The sequence below is a fragment of the Microbacterium sp. LWH7-1.2 genome (genome assembly GCF_038397755.1).
Classification (GTDB): domain Bacteria; phylum Actinomycetota; class Actinomycetes; order Actinomycetales; family Microbacteriaceae; genus Microbacterium.
Genome location: NZ_CP151637.1, coordinates 2,133,494 through 2,151,838, shown reverse-complemented (window position 1 = coordinate 2,151,838; position 18,345 = coordinate 2,133,494). Strand labels below are relative to the sequence as shown.

The window sequence follows — 18,345 nt, the reverse complement described above, 5'->3', positions numbered from 1 at the left end:
CTGACCCCATGGCGTTCGTCTATATCCTGCGGTGCGCCGACGGCACGTTCTACGTCGGCAGCACGATCAACCTCACCCGGCGTCTTGAGGCGCACAACGCCGGCATGGGGTCGGCATACACGCGACGGCGGCTCCCAGTGGAGCTCGCATGGACGGAGGAGTACGCGCGCATCGCCGACGCCTTCGCCTGGGAGAAGCGGATTCAAGGGTGGAGCCACGCCAAGCGCGACGCGTTCATCGCCGGAGGCATCGACGCCGTCATCGGCTGGAGCAAGCGCGGCTCGCAGCCCCCCGCGCCGCCCCACGCTCGTTGAGCGGAGGGCGCTCTGGCGCCCGTAGTCGAAACGCCCTGGGTCTCCGGACGGGTCAGGCGCGTTTCGACTCGCTCGTTCCTCGCTCGCTCAACGACCGGAGTCGAGGTAACCGGTCGTTGAGCGGAGGGCGCTCTGGCGCCCGCAGTCGAAACGCCCCGGGTGTCCGGGAGGGGCGCGTTCCGACTCGCTCGTTCCTCGCTCGCTCAACGACCGAGTCCTCGGTCGTTGAGCGGAGGGCGCTCTGGCGCCCGTAGTCGAAACGCCCCGGGTCTCCGGGAGTGCATGGCGCGTTTCGACTCGCTCGTTCCTCGCTCGCTCAACGACCGGAGTCGAGGTAACCGCTCGTTGAGCGGAGGGCGCTCTGGCGCCCGCAGTCGAAACGCCCCGGGTGTCCGGGAGGGGCGCGTTCCGACTCGCTCGTTCCTCGCTCGCTCAACGACCGAGTCCTCGGTCGTTGAGCGGAGGGCGCTCTGGCGCCCGTAGTCGAAACGCCCAGGGTGTCCGGGAGTGCACGGCGCGTTTCGACTCGCTCGTTCCTCGCTCGCTCAACGACCGGAGTCGAGGTAACCGGTCGTTGAGCGGAGGGCGCTCTGGCGCCCGCAGTCGAAACGCCCCGGGTGTCCGGGAGTGCACGGCGCGTTCCGACTCGCTCGTTCCTCGCTCGCTCAACGACGGGAGTCGAGGTAACCGGTCGTTGAGCGGAGGGCGCTCTGGCGCCCGCAGTCGAAACGCCCCGGGTCTTCGGACGGGTCAGGAGCGTCAGCGGTTCTGCTCGAGCTGGCGCTTCTCGATCTCGGCGTCCAGCACATCCCCGGGAGTGGCGGCGTCCTCCAGCAGCACCGCCTCGTACGCTTCGGCAGCGGCCGGGGCGTCGGTCCCCTCCGTTGCCTCGGCACGGGGCTTCGGCTTGCGCATCTGCTTCACGAACCCCATGATCTGCGCCGCATCGCGACGGTACGCCGGGATCAGCAGCAGCGGCCCCAGCACCAGCGCGCCCGCGGCGCCGCCGACGAGGATCTCGAGGATCGCGATGAGATCCACCGCCCGCGTCGCGGCGTAAGCCGAGCCGAACGCGAGCAGGGCGAACACCAGAGGGCGCAGCACCGGGAAGACGATGTCGCTGCCACGCACGAACGTGCCGCGGATCGCGAACGCGAACCCGGGAATGAGGAGCAGGGCCGACAGGATGCCGTAGGTCAGGGCGAGCCCGTAGATTCCGCCCCACCAGATCCCGACGAAGAAGCCCACGACCACGAGCGGCCGGGCGACGAGGTCGTAGAGCAACTGCTGGTGCGAGCGGCCCATCGTGATGAAGAGCCAGCCGCGCACCTTGCCGATGCCCTGGGCGATGCCGGCGATCGCGAGGATGCTGAACAGCACGGCCGCCTGCTCCCAGCCGGGCCCGAGGAGGATCGCGAACAACGGCTCCGAGATCGTCGCGAGGATCGCGTACGTCGGCAGCGTGAGGTACCCGATGACGAGCAGGGCGCCGCGGATGTACCGGCGGTAGCGGTCCCCGTCGTCCTGCAGCTTGCTGAGCACGGGGAGGGCGACCCGGCCGATCGGTCCGTTCAGCTGCTGCAGCGGCATGAGGAACAGCGCGTACGCGCGCGAGTACTGGCCGAGCACGGCGGGTCCGAGCTGCTGGCCGATGATCACGGTGTCGGCGTTGCGCTCGATGTAGTTGAGCAGCTCGGCGCCGAAGATGCTGCCGCCGCGCGACACGAGAGGCACGACGTCGCGGTGGATCCGCGGCCAGCCCGGGTGAGGACGGAGAGCCGCCCACAGCATCACGAGCCGTACGACGAGTCCGGTGCCCACCATGAGGATGAGCGCCCAGTACCCCCACCCCAGCAGGCCGCCGGTGATCGCCGCAGCGACGCCTCCCACCATCGACACGACGTCGATGCGGGCGAGCAGCGCGAACTTCAGCTCGCGCGTCGCGCGGGCCTGCAGGGGCATGGTGAGCCCGTTGACGATGAGGCTCGGCGCGATCACCAGCGTGATCAGCACGAGCTGGGGCTCGTTGTACAGGTCGGCGATGAGCGGCGCGCACACCGCCAATACGCCACCCAAGACCACACCGAGCCCGAGCGCGAGCCAGAAGAGACTTCGCCAGGCGCGCTCAGAGATCTCGCGCGCCTGGATGATCGCGCCCGTGAGCCCGAAGTCGCGAACCAGGTCGATGATGCCCGAGATCGCCGTGACCATCGCGACCAGACCAAAGTCCTCGGGACTGAGGAGGCGCCCGAGCAGCATGATCGCGGCCATCTGGATGAGGGTCTTGCCCCACATCCCGCCCATGGTCACGACGATGCCGCGCGAGGCGCGGTGGGCGAGGTCGGTCATGTCCAGATCGACTTCAGATACGCGTCGGTGGGCGTGGGCACGAGCGCGTCGAACTGCGAGGCGCCCCACGAGTTCATCGAGCTGTCGTACGTCCACTTGCCCGAGGCGACCGGGTTGCGCGTCAGCGCCTGGTCGTACGAGACCTTCGTGTTCGAGACGCCGCCCCACTTGCTGCGGTACATCGAGCCGAAGATGTAGGAGTCGTTCGCGTAGAGCTGGAAGTCCTCGCCGATGCCGTTGATGGCCTGCGCGAGCGAGGGCGTGTCGGCGCCCGAGGGCTTGGGGTAGCGCACCTTGATCGCGGTGGCCTGCGACGTGATGATGCTGTGATCCACCGTGAGGAACCGCGTGCCCTTGTTCGGGTCGTCGGCGCGCATGCCGCCGATCTGCAGGGCGCAGTTGAGGGATCCGAAGAACGTCGTGTCGCGCACCGTGAGCCCGCGGTACCAGCCCGACCCGTACATCTGCAGGGTGTCGACGTGGTCGGTGGCGCCGGTGGGTCGGAACACCGGAGCTGAATAGCATCCGTCCCAGACGCTGTCGGTGAGGACGCAGTCGGCGCCGGCGGCGTAGCCGAGCGGGTCGGAGATGTCGGCCTTCACGTTGCTCATGACGATCTCGTACGCGCCGACCTCTCGGGTGGTCGCGCCGTACGACGAGGCCATGCTGAGGCCCTCCGACATGACGGACTGCGCCCAGGCGCTCCGCGTGCAGTTGGTGAGCAGCACGTCGACGGCGTTGATGCGGGCGAAGGTCACGCCGTACACCTCGCGCAGGCGCGCGGGCTCGGTGATGACGACGGAGCCCCAGCCGTCGCGGGGCGAGACGAGCACGTTCTTGCTCCACTGCGGGCTGCCGAGGCCCTGCAGCACCGCCTTCGACCCCGACGAGGCGCCGAGGCCGCGGAGGGTTCCGGGACGCACCTTGATGTGCACGCCGGCGGCGGCCTGCGAGGCGGTCACTGCGAGCAGCGCGGTGCGGATCGCGGCCCAGTCGCAGGGGACTTCGACGGTGGTGACGGCGTCGTTGATCCACGGCGTGTGGGCGGGCCAGTGGGTGCCGTTGGGTCCGAACGACCGCACCACCGCCGGTCGGGCGCCACCGACGATCGCGGCGGGCGCGCCCGTGGGCGCGACGGCGGTCGCGGAGGAGGAGGGGACGGATGCTGTCGCCGTCGGCGCGCCCGATGTCTTGGCCGGTGCGCACATGGCGGTGGCCGCGGCCGGCGCGGTGACGGCGATAAGTCGGACGAACGATCGGCGGCTGAACGGGTTCGTGGTCATGGTGCGGGCCTTCCGTCGGTGGTGGAGAACGTTCCGGAGGAGTGCGCGACGGTTCCCGAACGGCGGGCGGGCCACGCGAACAGCAGGTCGAGGGCGGGCAGTATGCGCAACAGGTGCACCGTGAAGACGCCGGCGCCGAGCCCGAAGGTGAAGCCGACCGCGAGGGCGATCCAGGCGTTCCCGGTGAGGGCGCCGAGGGCCACGCCGGCGCTCGCCGGCCACCAGTGCACGATGTAGTAGACGAGCGAGTCGCGTCCGACGGTGCGGAGGGGACGCAGCATCCGTGCCGATCCGAACCGGCGCGCGAGCACGATGGCGATGCCGATGCCGCCGGCCGCGAACGGCGCCGACAGGGCGGTGTAGCGCAGGCCCACACCCACGGCCGCGGCGGCGACGGTGGCGAGGGCGAGCGCCGCGCACGCCCAGACCACCCAACGGCGGGCGAGCGTGCGCTCGAGGGCGCCGACGTGCTGCGAGAACCACACGCCGATCATGAAGAACACGAGCAGCAGGAAGAAGCGCCGAGCGCCGAAGTCGGGCACGAGTGCCGCGGCGACGAGTGCGCCCCCGGCGATCCACAGCGGCGGCACCCGGGGTGTGACGAGCGCGACCATATAGAAGAGGAACAGGTCGTACAGGAACCACAGGTGCTCGACGGGGTCGTACAGCGGCAGCAGCATGTCCCACGCGGTGACGGTGTGGTCGGTGACGCCGCCGACGATGCCTTCACGGATGCCGAACCCGTACAGCAGCGCGAGCGCGATGATCGACCACACGAGGTAGGGCCAGAGCACGCGGCGCACCTTGCCGGTGACGTAGGCGCGCGGGCCGCGGGCGAGCGAGCCGGCGACGAGCAGGCCCGACAGGAACACCATGAGCGGCATGCGCACGGGGGAGAAGATCGTGTTGAGCACCCATGCGGCTTCGGGTGCGCCGAGCGGGGAGGAGCTCGCGAAGAGCACGGCGTGGTTGAACACCACGAGGATGATCGACGTCCCGCGGAGGACGTCCATCCACTCGATGCGCGACTTCTCGACCGCTGCCATCTGGTTCCCGGGGCTCGGGCCCCGCTCAGGTTCTCCGGCGCCGGCTCAGCGCGACTCCGACGACGATGGCTGCCGCGGCGGCGATTGTCGCGGCGACCGTCCAGCCGATGGCTGCGCCAGTAGAGGCGAGCGCACCGTCGGCAGCGGCTGACGTGGGGGTCGCCGCTGCCGACGGCACTGGCGTCGCCGAGGCCGTCGGCACAGGGGTCGTCGGAGAGGGAGTCGGCGACGCCGTCGGGGTGGGTGTGGGGGTCGGAGTGGGAGTCGGCGTCGGGGTGGGTGTCGGAGTCGGTGTCGGTGTCGGTGTCGGGGTGGGCCCGCAGCCGATGACGGTGACCAGCGGGCTCGTGTAGGTGATGAGACCGGTGGTCCACGAGGGCTCAGCATCGCCGGGCGCGGCGTACCCGTAGGCGATCGCCGAGGTGTGGTGAAGATCGGCGCAGGGGTGCCCGGTGATGGTCACGTCGTGGGTACGCACTTCGCCCGGTTCGAAGCGGGTCGGCCCAAAGGTGTACACCTTGCCGTCGGGGCCGTTGACGCGTGCCGTGCCCCAGGCGGGAACCGAGGATGCGTTGCGGGTGTAGACCGAGATCTCTGCGACCTTCGGCGAGGTGAATTCGATGACGACGCTGACGTCGCCGACCACGTCGCTGCTCTCTGCCGATGCCGCGTGAACGGCGGCGAGTGCCCCGCCGCCGAGGCCGAGAGTGATCGCGGCGGCCAGGATTGTGACTCGTCTGCCTCTGTACATGTGCTCCCCAAGCCCAAAGAGAACGCCCGGGGCCGTTCCCTTCCGGCTCCGGGCGGCAGTGCCCCATCTGGGTGCCACGCTACGGCGATCCAGCCCGCGGGGGGTTACCTCCGCGTTTCGTCTCGGTTAAGCCCCGTGTTCAGGCGTTTGGGGCGCCGGGGTGTCCCCGTAGTAGTGCCGGACGGATTCACGGGAGTCGATGACGAGGAGTGCGTAGAGGGTGACGGCAGCCGTCGCGACGAGGGCGACGAGCGCGAGCGCGACGGTGGTGAGGACTCGGATCACAGTGGGGGCGAGGCTCCGATGGGGGACGGCGAGGTCGGGGTGCGGGTCAAGCTTAGGCTCCTGTCGCCCATGGATGCCGCCGTGCGTGTGGTGAGCGGCGTATGGGAGCTCGCGGGCAGCGTCCGCCGGTTGCACTCCCGGCGTCCGATCTCGTGCAGGCGCCAACGAGGGCGTCCCTCTGGCTGCGCGTGCAGCCCATTCGGTAGTCCGCATTCGTTGGTTGGAGTGTTACGTGCCGGAAACCGACAACCCCATAAGCTGGACAAATGCCTGCTGGCCCGGTGAAAAGCGTCCACGGATCGTTCGCGATCCCTTCCCTCGACGGTATACGATGCCTGGCGGTGCTCATCGTCTTCATCGGCCATGGGATGACTATCGGGGGGCCCTGGCCCGGCGACGTGGGCGTGACGATCTTCTTCTTCCTCAGCGGCTACCTGATCACCACACTGCTGCGCCGCGAGTACGACAAATCCGGCCGTATCTCGCTCGGCAAGTTCTACCTGCGCCGTCTCCTGCGCATCCAGCCGCCAGCGCTCATCACCATCGGCATCGCCATCGTGATCGGCGTGCTCGGGATCCTGCCGTCGACGATGAACGTATGGGGCATCTTTGCCGAGGTGTTCAACTACACGAACTACTACATCGTTTACGAGAACGCGACCACTGGTGACCCGCACCTAGGATTGCCGCCCGAGACGAGCATGCTCTGGTCACTCGCTGTCGAGGAGCATTTTTACCTGATCTTTCCCGCAGTACTGATCGGCCTCCTCTGGAGGAAGTTGAACTACCGCACCATCGGATGGATCCTGGTCGGCGCGTGCTTGGTTGCGCCGCTCTGGCGGATCTACTTGGGCGCGACCGGCGCGGGTTTCTACCGCCTGTATGTGTCGACCGACACGCGGTTTGACGGACTCCTCGCCGGAGCCGCGTTGGCTCTCCTCGCGAACCCGGCGATGCACGACGGCCGTCCCTTCCGGCTCAGCGATCGCACGCTGCGCTACATCGTGAGCCCGGTCGCTGCTGTCCTCATCGTGGTTGCCGCGCTCTCGCCGTCTGCATTCGGGCTCTCGGTGGGCGACTCGCTCATCTACCTCTGCCTGGTTCCCCTGTTCTGGCTCGTGATCGCGCATCCCGAGGGGCTCTCCGGACGCGTGCTCAACAATCGGTGGGTCGCACATATCGGCGTTCTATCGTTCTCGATCTACCTGTTGCACCGGCTAGTGATCGCGCTCGTCAAGCAGATCCTGCCCATCGCACCGATCGTTGACGTCCTATCTCTGGCGATCGTGATCGTCTGTGCGCAATTGATGTACGTCGCCGTCGAGAAGCCACTCGGAAAGGTCCGCAAGCGTCTCGAGACTCGCATGCAGCCGAGGCTGGCCTCGAGTGTCGCGGCATAACGCGGGTCGGCACTTCGGAGCACCGGTAGACCAACTGGGGAGACGCGCGCAGTATCGCCACTATGGGCCCCACCGGATGGGAAGGGCCGGAGGCACGAGCCGCCCGATCACGGCGTCACCCACGCAGATCGCCGGGAGGCGATTACGATACGCGCCAGTAGCGCGCTCAACCACCGGATCTCCCGGGCGAGCACGGTATCGCGTCCGGGCTGAAACCCACCCGCCGCGTCCGTCGGCGATACTGGGACGGCCATGACAAGATCCGAGCCACACGCGCGCGCTCAGCGGGACACGAGTACGTTCGTCATCCCACGCGTGCTGCGAGTGTTGTTTTACGCGGCGATCGTCGTCGGCGTCGTCACGAGTTTGCCGCGGATAGGCGACTATACCCCTCTGCCAATGACGACGATCTTGGACACGTGGATCATCCTCTTCGTTGTCGCATCGGTGATCCGCGGCCGCACCGCGATGTGGGGTCTATTCCTGCTCCTCATCGCCTACCTGATGACCCGAATCCTGCCCGCGGTGTATACGGATGCGCCACTCGAGGACTTTGCGCAGGCATACAGGTGGCTGCTGTACCTCATCGCGTTCTCCGTGGCAGTGGGCCGCGAATGGGGACCGGTGCAACCGCTGGTCCGACTGATGTGGTTCCTGCTCACCATGTCGCTGCTGAAGGGCGCCGTGACGTATGTCGTCGTGCCAGGCGACCGACCCGGTCTCATGCTCGAGAACAACTTCGAGCTTCCGATGTTCGCCGGACTAGTCGCGGTCCTTTACCCGCACATAGGGCGACGACGGTGGCTCGCGGTGGTTCTCCTCGGCGGCGCGACCCTGCTGTCAGGCTCCAGATCAGGCTCGCTCGCGTTTGCGGTGCTCGCAGTGTACGCGCTCTCCCAGGTGCCGATGAAGAATATCGCCATCCGCTATTTCACGTTGATAGCCGTGCCAATCATGCTTGCCATCCCGCTCTGGATCTTCTCCGAGCGAGCAGCAAACTCGACCCAGCTCGACCGACTGAACTTTCTCGAGGTATTTCTCGCCGAGACGTCGCAGTGGGGACCCGTCGAGTGGATGTTCGGCACCACTCCGATCACGCCGCTGAGCGCAGGGGCGTGCTTCCGGCTCTCGTATTACCAGTCGTTGTTCTCGTCCGAGGGGGACGGATCTTGCTACTCCGTGATCCTTCACGCGTTCCTAATGCGCGTTGTGTTCGACGCTGGGATCCTCGGCGCCTCGATTGCGTTTGGCGTCGCCTGGTTCACGATGCGCCGAGCGAGCGTGCGCGCCAGCCTCGCCCTCACGCTCATCGGCATCGCGATCTCGAACAGCGTCTCCGTGTCAGGGCTCAATAACCCCTACGTCGCGTTCCCGATCCTCCTCGCCATCCTCGTCGCCGGAAAGATGAAGGCGGCCGTCGGCGCGGACCTCTACGACCGGTTGAGGTCGTCAGCGTCCAAGCGACACACGACTGCGCCAGATGCGCTCTACCAGCAGCACCCCTCGTAGACCTTCGATGGCACCAACGCGCAGAGACTTGATTGTTGAACCCGGGCAAGCTGGGACGCGTTCGCCTTGATGCCGCGCGTCACCTAAACCGGTCCGATGGTCGACCCTGTCTGTGTGCCTTTCCTGAGTTCGGACAGCTCAATTGTTGGAGTGGGCGCCCATCGATCATCCCGCGCGGCCGTCCGTGGCCCGTGCGCTGTTGCGGAACGCCACGTCCAGAGGAGTGCCAGGTGCTCGTCGAGGATGTATCGGCGTGACCATGCGCCGTGGAGCCGCACATAGTCCACGATGATAAGCGTGCTGCAATTCGCGTACGCCCGGGCACGCGGGACGACGTCGGCCCACCGTCCGCAGCGCACGCGCCGAGGCATGCGCGAAGCGCCCTCGTCGCTTAGGTAACTCCGGCGCCGAGCGTCCCGAAAGTCGGCGGGTCTCACGTCTGGATCCGGCGCGGCTAGCGCCCGTGGTTGAACGTGACCACGTCGCCACTTGTGCCGGTCGACTGTAAAACGACGGAAAATCCTTGGTTGTACACTCGAACGGAGTTTGCGCCAACGGACGGGCTCGCGGGGACGGTCGTGGGGGTCAGGGGCGTCCCATGCCGTGGTAGGTCCAGCCGGCGTTGCGCCAGGCGGTGGCGTCCCAGCCGTTGCGGCCGTCGATGACGACTTTGCCGCGGGTGAGGGTGGCGGCGTGTTCGGGGGTGAGTTCGCGGCGGTATTCGTCCCATTCGGTGACGAGGATGATGGCGTCGGCTTCGCGGAGGGCTTCGTCGCGGTCTTCGACGTAGTTCAGCTGCGGGTGCAGGCGCTGGGCGTTGGGGATCGCGGCGGGGTCGGTGATGGTGACCCAGGCGCCGAGGCCGTGCAGGCGCACGGCGACGTCGAGGGCGGGGGAGTCGCGGATGTCGTCGCTGTAGGGCTTGAACGCGGCGCCGAGCACGGTGATGTTCTTCTTGAACACGGATCCGTCGAGGGCTTCGAGGACGAGCTGCACGGCGCGTTCGCGGCGGCGCAGGTTGATCGCGTCGACTTCGCGGAGGAACGCGACCGATTCGCCGCGGCCGAGTTCTTCGGCGCGGGCGGAGAACGCGCGGATGTCTTTGGGCAGGCAGCCGCCGCCGAAGCCGATGCCGGCGCCCAGGAAGCGGCGGCCGATGCGCGCGTCGTGGCCGATGGCGTCGGCGAGCTGGGTGACGTCGGCGCCGGTGACCTCGGCGATCTCGGCCATCGCGTTGATGAACGAGATCTTGGTGGCGAGGAACGCGTTGGCGGCGACCTTGACCAGTTCGGCGGTGGCGAGGTCGGTGACGATGAACGGGGTGTCCTTCGCGACGGACGGGTGGTACACCTCGCGGAGTGTGTCGGCGGCGGCCTGGCCGGCCTCGCCGGCGGGCACGCCCACGACGAGCCTGTCGGGGTCGATGGTGTCCTTGACCGCGAACCCTTCGCGGAGGAACTCGGGGTTCCACACCAGCGTCGCGCCGGTCGCCTCGACGCGGGGGGCGAGGTCGGCGGCGGTGCCGACGGGGACGGTCGACTTGCCGGCCACGATGTCACCGGCCGACAGGTAGGGCAGCAGGGAGTCGATGGCGGCGTTGACGTAGGTGAGGTCGGCGGCGTAGCCGTCTTTCTGCTGCGGGGTGCCGACACCCACGAAGTGCACCGCCGCGCCGGCGGCAGCGGCCATGTCGGTGGTGAACCGGAGTCGTCCGGAGGCGATGCCCTCGGTGAGGATCTCCTGCAGCCCGGGTTCGAAGAACGGTGCCTCGCCCTTGGACAGCGACGCGACCTTGCGCGCGTCGACGTCGATGCCGACGACATCGTGACCGATCGAGGCCATCGCGGCCGCGTGGACGGCGCCGAGGTACCCGCAGCCGATGACAGACAGACGCATGAGTATGCCCTTCCAGGGATGGGACTAGATCGCCCGAACGGACGAGCGAGAACGGATATCACTCGTCGGCCGCGCGACGTTACGGCGCTGAACTCTGATTCACGACCTGTGCGCAGAGTCGGTCGTGGGCGACCGTTGCGGTGAAAGCAGCAGTCATCAGTGGTACATACGCGAGCGTCCAGACGGCAGCCGTCACGATGCTTGTCGTAAACACGTCCTGCGTGAGCGCCGAACTGACCACGATCGCCGCAACAATCGCGACAAGCCGCACCGTCTGAAGCGACACGAGCAGTCGTTCGCGGCCGAGCGGGATCAGCAAAGTGGTAGCCGGAAGGGCAACCAGCGTCAGACTGAGGGGGACAGCGAAAACAGCTGTCATGACGCCAGCGACCTCCCAGCCTGGCCCGAGAATCGGGACGGCCAGGAGCGGGCCACCGATCATTAATGCTGCGGCGGTCACGGCGGCAGCCGCACCCGTTCGGATGGTCAAAGAGCGAAGTTGAGAAGTCATCCCAGGCCGTTGCTCGCGGATTAGCGGTGCAGCCGAGCTAAGGGCGATCTGGGTCAGAGCCTGACCGATCAGGCTCGCAGGGGCGCCCGCTACTCGTTGTCCGACCGCAACCTGCGCGGCCGCCGAAGGCCCTAGGCTGGCAAAGGAAACGATGACCACGGCCTGACTCGACGCTGCCGCGATCATTGCGGACAAGATCGCGCTGATCGATCGCTGGCTCTTCTTTTCTCCAGGACTCTCCACGTCGGATGAAGGTGTGCGCCTCGCCACGGTCACGAATGTCGCTGCTGCACGACCGAGTAACAGCGCAGCCGCGATGGCGATGGCGCCCGGCAGGATGAGTGCAGCGACGACCTGAAGCCCGGCCGAGAGCACACCGCCGACCAGATTCCGCACAGCAAGTCGACCCTGCGCGCTGTGGCGAATCAGGAACGCATTCTCCACGTACATGAGCGCGAACGACGGCAGTATGAGAGCCGTCGCAAGTAGGGTTTCGGCGAGAGTCGCATTACCCAGCGCCCACGCGGGGAGCGCAACGAGCGCGATTGCGCCACTCAGAGTAGCTGCGAAACCGAGTCCGATCCACCGGTGCTTGCGAGCGTCGCGCACACCCGCGAACGGAATCAGGAGCTCGCGGCGAAGAGTCGCGAGCGGCTGGAGAATCAACGCAACGGAGAGGCCGGTCTGATAGATCCCCATCTCCGCAGGAGACAACAGACGGGTCAATACAGGAATGGCAAGGAGAAGGGCCACCTGTCCGATCAACTGAGCGATGATCAGCTCACGTGAGCGCTTCTTCTTAGCAGTCGTAGGAGGGTCCTCGCGGCGCGCGGTCGCGGTGTCAGTCGTGTTGGACGAAGTCATAGGTTCTTCTCGGCGGCTTGTCGGAGGCGAGGCATCGGGCGGGTCAGGAACTCGACGGTCCCGACTCAAACCCGAGACGAGGCCGAGGCTAGGCGTGATCGGAGATCCGCGACGTAGACGGCACGCTTGCCATGTGCGAATCCGTTGAACACGATGGTGTCGAGTTGCCGGCTCCACGCTGGGTGAGGGTCGATCCTCCACTCGCGGCGAGACCCCATGAACTCAGGCATCGTCCTCACTCTCACGATCGTTTCCTCCGTGTCGGTCCGGGACGAGACAAGACGGATCGGTGAGGTGCCATCGCCCGCGGTCACCGGCTCCCATGGGTAGGCGTCGCTCAGGACTGCCTGGAGCTCCTCATGCCAGGTCGGGTGGCCAGATCCGATGTGGCTAGTGGAGATCGGTCGCATCTGGCTGCCGTCGTACCGGAACATGGCGAACCGCAACGGGTACGGGCTCCGGTAGAACGGGATGCGGAACTTCCGAGCCGCGCGATCGACGAGTCTTTCGACTTTCGGCATGAGCGCCTTCCGCGTGGGGAACACGAGGTTCATCACGATGTGCTCGCTGTCCGGGCACCAGTTCGGGTGGTGTCCACCAGCCCAGCGTTCCGGCGTAAGCGCGATGCGAAGGTCCGAGAAGTCATCACGCATGGTGATGATCCAGTTGCGACTGTGTCCCTTCCTTGCGAGCCGATCCTTCCAACGGACAAGGAACATGATCCTGCGGCCGTCGGGGGACCACTTTGCGTGGAAGCCATAGAACCCACCGCGGTTGAGATCGACGCTCCGAAACTCGTCGGGGAACGCATCGTAGATCTCCCGCATCGATACTGCGAGTCGGGTAGTCCCAGACAGCGTGTCGGTCGCAAATAGGCCGTCGTTGTCTGGGGCCCCGACTGGCTCGGTGAGCTCAGACGATGGGACAATCACGCCGTAGCCAGGCTGGATCAGCCAAATCCGCACGAGATCCGGTGAGAGCGCTGTCCTGCCGTCCGGCGACACAACATAGATTGGCCCGTCAAGCGCGAACTCCGTCTTTCGGGCTATATCTACCTTGACTCCGTATGGCTGCCAGTCGGGCGCCATCCGATTGAAGAAGAGCTCGTCGTCGGAGGATCCCCACTGGGCCTGAGCCCCGAGCTGAGTGTCCCAAGCGCTTGTGCGAGAGCGGAAGACCTCCTCCCCACTCACCAAGTTCACGACCACGACAGACGCTTCGTCGCCAGGTGAAGGCAGACGATCTTCGAATTCGAACTCTGTCAACGCGAGAAGCCTTCCAGAGGGGCTGACTGGCGATGTGTCGTAGAAGCGATGGATAGCCGACTCGCCAGGCCGCGAAACGAGGCGGACTGGAACGGACGGTTCGAAGCCCGTGTATGTAGGAAACGATTTTGAAAGCGAAGTCACTGCGATGCCCTCACTGGTTGAATCCCCGTGTCCTGCGGCTGCCGTCCCTCCGGATCGGCGATGGATGCGCGCACACATTCGAGAGCCTGTCGTGCCGCCGCGAGGTGACTGCTCAACGTCGGGTCGTCTACGGGAAGATCGCTGAGCGTCGCTGTTTCGCTTCGCGCGTCGATGATCGGCAGCGGATACACATGGTCGAAGGTGCGGGCGAGCTTCGCAGGATCTGAAGTGGCCAAACCGATCGGAGTTGCTCCCTCCGTGGCAGCGATGATCAGGGCGTGAATCCGGTCGCTCGCAATCACTCGACATGTGCGATAGAACTCGCGGAGCGCTCGCTCGTGGTGGGCATGATCGGTGTCGGCAGACCAATCAAAGATCTCGGCGCCTAGCCGTGACCGCAACTCTCGCGCTGCTGCGGCATCGCGGCGCACCTGAACGACCACCCACAGGGAAAGGCCGTGCTGCTCGGCGTATGTTCGGAGAACGGACACCATCCTGTCGCTGAGCGGCGGACGGTCGCCTCTAAGAGCGATCGCGAGCCGACTGCGGTCAGCGAAGCTCTCGGTACCACCAAGAGCGAAGGCCCAGTCAGGTTGAACACTACCTATCCGTAGCGCTTGTCTCGCAGCCTCGTCCCTCCATGTGACGACCGTCGCCGAGCGAACGAGTCTCGGCAGTTGAGTCGCTGAGGCGTCCGTTCCCGGTCGGACGCTTACCCCCGCAACGATGACGTCGCCGCCGGTCCGCCTCGCAAGGCTCGCGATCAGCGGCTGCCAGCGCGCTCGACGCTTCTCGGCGTCGGTTCCCACAACTTCCCCGGCGTTTGACGCGAATATCAGCTTTCCCACCAGCCCTGATGCCAAGGCGCCTGCGAACCACTTCGCACGCGATTCGTAGACGACGTCGCCGTCACGGATACCCAGGCCAGAGCTGTAATCGCGGTCCTTCCCGGCAAGAACATGCAGTTCGCCCCGGTCTCGAAGGGCGTCCAGGTAGGGGCGGCGGAGAATCGAGTCACCGAGGTTGTCTCGCTGCCCCGCGGGATTGACGAAGATGCGTCTCAACTCTGTTCCGATCGTGATGCGATGGTTGCCGGGAAGACGAGGCCTCGCCGGGGTGTCATGACCGAGACCTGTGCGAGGGGACGCGCGCCAGTTCGGAAAGCCCCACTACGACGGCTGCAGGATGAGGTCGCATCGTCAGCGCCGAGCCCAGGATGCCGAGCGAATCTCTCCAAGCACCAGCAGCCAACGCGGAGCGGAGCACGATCGAGCACATGAAGTCACCGCGGGCGCGCGTGCTCGCGTCGGCCGCGTAGTCCTCGAGCCATGCTCGGCTCGCCCGCCAGTTCTTGGAGCGCGAGATGGAGCTGGCCGACCCCTGATATACACGGACCAGGGCGTCATCATGAGTGAGGATCGGCGTACCCCGGCGGTCGAGCTCGATGAGGAGTCCCCAGTCCTGATGACGCGCGAGGGACTCGCTCCAGGGCACCTCGCGGGCGATGCTCCGGCTCATGAGGAGGGTCGAACTCTGGATGAAGTGCCGTCGCAGGGTGATCGTGGAACGGTCCAGAAGGTAGCTCGACATCGTCCCTGCCTGGCTGAATGGCCGTTCCGGTACTGTTCGCTCGGAGCTGCCCACCAGAAGTGCCCGACTGGTAATCACGGCGGAGGGACGTTCCCGCCACAGCTCAAGTTGCATTTCAGTCTTCGTCGGCGTCCACTCGTCATCGTCGTCAAGGAACGCGATCACTTCGGAGTCGGCCTCTGCCACGCCGATGTTCCGTGCCGCGCCCCCACCCTGTGAGCCGTCGGTGAGGACGAGCTTGTGACGTAGCCCGTCGAGCTGATGCGTGACATCGGCCACCATATCCGGGCGATCCAACACGACGATCGGCTCTACAGGCACCGTCTGATCGAGCACCGACTTGACTGCGCGTACCAGCTCGGGGCGACCAATCGTAGGAATGACAGCAGAGACTTTCACAGGGCCCCTCGGTTGGTACGGAGGAGCCGGATGAGCTTGAACGGCTCCACGAGATATCGGTGTCCCAGGCGCCGAGGGCTGCTCGCGAGGCGCCACAGCCACTCGACGCGCAGGCGGCCCGTCCATCGGGGGGCATGAGCCTGTTCGCCCGCGAGCTGGTCGATCGCGCCACCCACGGTGGCGACAACGCCGCCAAGCCCTCGTGACATTAGCTCTACTGCGATCGACTCCTGCAGCGGCATGCCCATGCCGATCACAGTGAGTTGAGGGGAGAAATCTCCGACCCTCGTCGCTACCGCGTCCAGATGTTCCGGCGCCCAGGGATTCCCGGGAATGCCCAGGAACGAGGTAGCCGGCGCCAACTGCTGTGCGCGTTCAATGAACTTGGTGTTCGCGGCTTCCGTCGCGCCCACGACGCACACACGACTCACTTCAGGCAATCCGATCGCGCCGGGTAGCCAGTCGGTCGAGCCGATTCGGTAGTCCGAGGGCAGCGGGGTGTGGCCGCGCTGGCGGCGAGCTCGATTCAGGAGTGCGAGGACGGGCCAGCCGTCGAGAACGGCGATGTCGGCCTTTTGGTAGAACTTCCTGAACTCTGGATCGGCATGAAAAAGATAGGCGCTGTGGAGGTTGTGCCCGGCGAGGAGCACCCGCTTCTCATCTGCGACTGCGGCCGAGATTCTCGCCAGCACCTCCTCGGAGGTCAAGGGCGTCACCGCCAGCTCGAGCGCCGGCACCTCGGCCCAGGCAGCGTTGTTCGTCGGCGTCGGTTGAATCGTCGTCATGATGCTGTTTCTCCCGGGGCCAGGGCCGCCTTCGCGGTCTTCGCGATGATCGCGAAGTCGCTGACGAGCGACCAGTTTTCGACGTACGAGAGGTCGAGTCGCACAGTGTCCTCCCACGACAGGCTTGAGCGGCCGCTCACCTGCCACAGGCCGGTGATGCCGGGCTTCACCAGGAAGCGCCGGTGCACGTGGTCGGCATATTTCGCGACTTCTGTGGGCAGAGGCGGACGCGGGCCCACGAGGGACATCGATCCACCGATGACGTTGAAGAGCTGCGGCAGCTCGTCAAGGCTGAACTTGCGCATGATGCGTCCGACGGGTGTGACCCGGGGGTCGTTCTTCATCTTGAAGAGGACCTCATTGCCGGAGTCGCGCTCTTGCTTCGCAAGCTGCTCGAGCAGATCCTCCGCGTTGACGACCATCGAACGGAACTTCAGCATCGTGAACTCGTCGCCGCGCAGGCCGATGCGGGTCTGACGGAAGAGGACCGGACCCTGGCTTGTGAGACGGACGCTGATGGCAAGGAACGCCAGCAGTGGGCTCAGTAGTACGACCCCAACCAGACATGCCGCAAGGTCGACAGCACGCTTCACGAGGCGTTGACCGCGGCTGAACTTCGGAGTCTCGACGTGGATGAGGGGCAGACCGGCGACCGGGCGAGTGTGGAGGCGAGGGCCAGCAATGTCGACGATGCTCGGCGCGAGAACGAGATGCTGGTGGCCCGCTTCCAGCGCCCACGAGATCTGCTTGACCTTCATCGGTGGCAAGTCGTCGGTGCTCGTCACCGCGACCGTGTCTGCACCGGTAGCTGCGATAGCGAGTCCTACGTTGTCGACGCTGCCCATCACGGGCACGGAAGTCCCGGCGATGACGTCCGCGACCTTGCCTGACGGGACGCAGGCGCCGACCACTTGGTACCCGGCTGTCGGTGAACGGTGCAACTCGCGGGCGATTGCGGCGACGGACTCCTCCGATCCCACCAGGAGAACCTTCGCCGAATACCGCCCGAGCGAACGCTCGGCGATGAGCCACTGGCGCCACAGCCAGCGCTCGAGCAGGAGGACGAAGATGCCGAGCGGGAGCGCGATGAGGAGGTAGCCGCGGGCGACATCGACGCGGAGCAGGAAGGCGAGGATCGCGATGGCGCCGAAGAGGGTGAAGCTTGCACGGGCGACCCGCACGTACTCCGTGTTGCCGGCACCGATGATGCGGTGGTCGCGGGAGTCGATGAGCGACAGAGCCCACATCCAGGCGATGATCACGACCGCAGAGAAGCCCCAATACGAGAGTTCGTTGAAGCGAGAGTCTTCGCGGATGGCGACTTGCGCATTGCCCCAGCCGAACCACAGCAGCTGTGTGCCGTAGACGGCCCAGATGAGGACGAAGGCGTCGCTCATCCAGAGGCGGGCGGCGTAGTCGCGGCGCCAGGGGCGGTGTTGCTCGGAGGCCCGGGGCGTTTCGACTCGCTCGTTCCTCGCTCGCTCAACGAGCGGGGACAGGTCGGGCGTTTCGACTCGCTCGTTCCTCGCTCGCTCAACGACCGAGAGGGAGGTCGGCGCCGGGTCCGAGGGAGACGTCGGGGACGACGAATCCGAGGGAGATGCCGCGGACGACGAGCCCGGGGCGGACGGACGGCTCGCCGAAGGAGCGGCTGCCCGTGCCTGGGGATGGGCTGGCGACTCCGTTGGCGCGTCGATGTGGGGATTCGACGACACAGTGCCTTCTCGCTTTTTGGTGGATTACCCGGCCACCATGGGCAGGGTATCAGTTAGTTGTTACGGCCGAATAGACGAAATTGGTACTCGAGCCCTTGGGGGAGGGAAAGCGCCGTACCCAGTATTAGAGCCCTCTCATCCTCCTCACGTCAATGTTTCGCTCCGTGGCGCTCGGGCTCAGGATTCGCTCAAGGCTCGAGGGTGACGGCGGCCCCGGTGCGGCCAATGTGCCGGCGCGC

Annotated in this window: 14 protein-coding genes and 1 pseudogene; 3 read left to right on the top strand and 12 right to left on the bottom strand. The window is 66.3% G+C overall.

Going from position 1 to position 18,345, the window contains the following annotated elements:
- Positions 1 to 8: 8 nt before the first annotated feature.
- The gene (locus tag MRBLWH7_RS10100; protein ID WP_342001730.1) at positions 9 to 314 is read left to right on the top strand and encodes a GIY-YIG nuclease family protein; all 306 of its coding nucleotides are present in this window, start codon (positions 9 to 11) and stop codon (positions 312 to 314) included.
- A 759-nt stretch (positions 315 to 1,073) separates the two neighbouring features.
- On the opposite strand, the gene MRBLWH7_RS10095 is transcribed toward MRBLWH7_RS10100, so the two are convergent.
- The 5 genes from MRBLWH7_RS10095 to MRBLWH7_RS10075 form a co-directional block, all read right to left on the bottom strand.
- Positions 1,074 to 2,663, bottom strand: a complete 1,590-nt coding sequence (locus MRBLWH7_RS10095) for a lipopolysaccharide biosynthesis protein (protein WP_342001728.1) — start codon at positions 2,661 to 2,663, stop codon at positions 1,074 to 1,076.
- The gene (locus tag MRBLWH7_RS10090) at positions 2,660 to 3,946 is read right to left on the bottom strand and encodes a hypothetical protein (RefSeq protein ID WP_342001726.1); all 1,287 of its coding nucleotides are present in this window, start codon (positions 3,944 to 3,946) and stop codon (positions 2,660 to 2,662) included. The genes MRBLWH7_RS10095 and MRBLWH7_RS10090 overlap by 4 nt, the downstream gene beginning before the upstream one ends.
- Positions 3,943 to 4,992, bottom strand: coding sequence for an acyltransferase (locus MRBLWH7_RS10085; protein WP_342001724.1), 1,050 nt, complete (start codon positions 4,990 to 4,992; stop codon positions 3,943 to 3,945). Before MRBLWH7_RS10085 ends, MRBLWH7_RS10090 begins: the two co-directional genes overlap by 4 nt.
- A 25-nt stretch (positions 4,993 to 5,017) precedes the next feature.
- Positions 5,018 to 5,743 (bottom strand): hypothetical protein, encoded by a 726-nt coding sequence (locus MRBLWH7_RS10080; protein ID WP_342001722.1) that lies wholly within the window; start codon positions 5,741 to 5,743, stop codon positions 5,018 to 5,020.
- A 126-nt stretch (positions 5,744 to 5,869) separates the two neighbouring features.
- Positions 5,870 to 6,028, bottom strand: coding sequence for a hypothetical protein (locus tag MRBLWH7_RS10075; RefSeq protein WP_342001720.1), 159 nt, complete (start codon positions 6,026 to 6,028; stop codon positions 5,870 to 5,872).
- Positions 6,029 to 6,294: 266 nt separating this feature from the next.
- On the opposite strand from MRBLWH7_RS10075, the gene MRBLWH7_RS10070 reads away from it, so the two are divergent.
- Together MRBLWH7_RS10070 and MRBLWH7_RS10065 are read left to right on the top strand one after the other, a co-directional pair.
- Positions 6,295 to 7,428 (top strand): acyltransferase, encoded by a 1,134-nt coding sequence (locus MRBLWH7_RS10070; protein WP_342001717.1) that lies wholly within the window; start codon positions 6,295 to 6,297, stop codon positions 7,426 to 7,428.
- A 252-nt stretch (positions 7,429 to 7,680) separates the two neighbouring features.
- The gene (locus MRBLWH7_RS10065) at positions 7,681 to 8,937 is read left to right on the top strand and encodes a hypothetical protein (protein ID WP_342001716.1); all 1,257 of its coding nucleotides are present in this window, start codon (positions 7,681 to 7,683) and stop codon (positions 8,935 to 8,937) included.
- A 585-nt stretch (positions 8,938 to 9,522) separates the two neighbouring features.
- On the opposite strand, the gene MRBLWH7_RS10060 is transcribed toward MRBLWH7_RS10065, so the two are convergent.
- The 7 genes and pseudogenes from MRBLWH7_RS10060 to MRBLWH7_RS10030 form a co-directional block, all read right to left on the bottom strand.
- Positions 9,523 to 10,833: a UDP-glucose/GDP-mannose dehydrogenase family protein gene (locus MRBLWH7_RS10060; RefSeq protein ID WP_342001714.1), complete on the bottom strand. Its 1,311-nt coding sequence runs from the start codon at positions 10,831 to 10,833 to the stop codon at positions 9,523 to 9,525.
- A gap of 79 nt (positions 10,834 to 10,912) precedes the next feature.
- Positions 10,913 to 12,208 carry an oligosaccharide flippase family protein gene (locus MRBLWH7_RS10055; RefSeq protein WP_342001712.1) on the bottom strand — a complete coding sequence of 432 codons (1,296 nt, stop codon included), beginning with the start codon at positions 12,206 to 12,208 and terminating at the stop codon, positions 10,913 to 10,915.
- 65 nt (positions 12,209 to 12,273) lie between these two features.
- Complete coding sequence (locus MRBLWH7_RS10050; RefSeq protein WP_342001710.1) at positions 12,274 to 13,473, bottom strand: hypothetical protein; 1,200 nt, start codon at positions 13,471 to 13,473, stop codon at positions 12,274 to 12,276.
- Positions 13,474 to 13,613: 140 nt separating this feature from the next.
- Positions 13,614 to 14,681, bottom strand: a complete 1,068-nt coding sequence (locus MRBLWH7_RS10045) for a polysaccharide pyruvyl transferase family protein (protein ID WP_342001708.1) — start codon at positions 14,679 to 14,681, stop codon at positions 13,614 to 13,616.
- Positions 14,682 to 14,736: 55 nt separating this feature from the next.
- On the bottom strand, positions 14,737 to 15,606 hold the full coding sequence (locus MRBLWH7_RS10040; RefSeq protein WP_342001706.1) for a glycosyltransferase family A protein: 870 nt from the start codon (positions 15,604 to 15,606) through the stop codon (positions 14,737 to 14,739).
- A complete protein-coding gene (locus tag MRBLWH7_RS10035; protein WP_342001704.1) occupies positions 15,603 to 16,391 on the bottom strand; it encodes a WecB/TagA/CpsF family glycosyltransferase in 789 nt (262 codons plus the stop codon). Before MRBLWH7_RS10035 ends, MRBLWH7_RS10040 begins: the two co-directional genes overlap by 4 nt.
- Positions 16,388 to 17,821: pseudogene (locus MRBLWH7_RS10030) on the bottom strand (sugar transferase); the annotation flags it as partial. The pseudogene MRBLWH7_RS10030 and the gene MRBLWH7_RS10035, both read right to left, overlap by 4 nt.
- Positions 17,822 to 18,345 lie beyond the last annotated feature (524 nt).

Bases quoted from the DNA above. Each gene is read 5' to 3' on its own strand.
- MRBLWH7_RS10100 (WP_342001730.1), top strand. From the start codon at position 9: ATGGCGTTCGTCTATATCCTGCGGTGCGCCGACGGCACGTTCTACGTC.
- MRBLWH7_RS10095 (WP_342001728.1), bottom strand. From the start codon at position 2,663: ATGACCGACCTCGCCCACCGCGCCTCGCGCGGCATCGTCGTGACCATG.
- MRBLWH7_RS10090 (WP_342001726.1), bottom strand. From the start codon at position 3,946: ATGACCACGAACCCGTTCAGCCGCCGATCGTTCGTCCGACTTATCGCC.
- MRBLWH7_RS10085 (WP_342001724.1), bottom strand. From the start codon at position 4,992: ATGGCAGCGGTCGAGAAGTCGCGCATCGAGTGGATGGACGTCCTCCGC.
- MRBLWH7_RS10080 (WP_342001722.1), bottom strand. From the start codon at position 5,743: ATGTACAGAGGCAGACGAGTCACAATCCTGGCCGCCGCGATCACTCTC.
- MRBLWH7_RS10070 (WP_342001717.1), top strand. From the start codon at position 6,295: ATGCCTGCTGGCCCGGTGAAAAGCGTCCACGGATCGTTCGCGATCCCT.
- MRBLWH7_RS10065 (WP_342001716.1), top strand. From the start codon at position 7,681: ATGACAAGATCCGAGCCACACGCGCGCGCTCAGCGGGACACGAGTACG.
- MRBLWH7_RS10060 (WP_342001714.1), bottom strand. From the start codon at position 10,833: ATGCGTCTGTCTGTCATCGGCTGCGGGTACCTCGGCGCCGTCCACGCG.
- MRBLWH7_RS10055 (WP_342001712.1), bottom strand. From the start codon at position 12,208: ATGACTTCGTCCAACACGACTGACACCGCGACCGCGCGCCGCGAGGAC.
- MRBLWH7_RS10035 (WP_342001704.1), bottom strand. From the start codon at position 16,391: ATGACGACGATTCAACCGACGCCGACGAACAACGCTGCCTGGGCCGAG.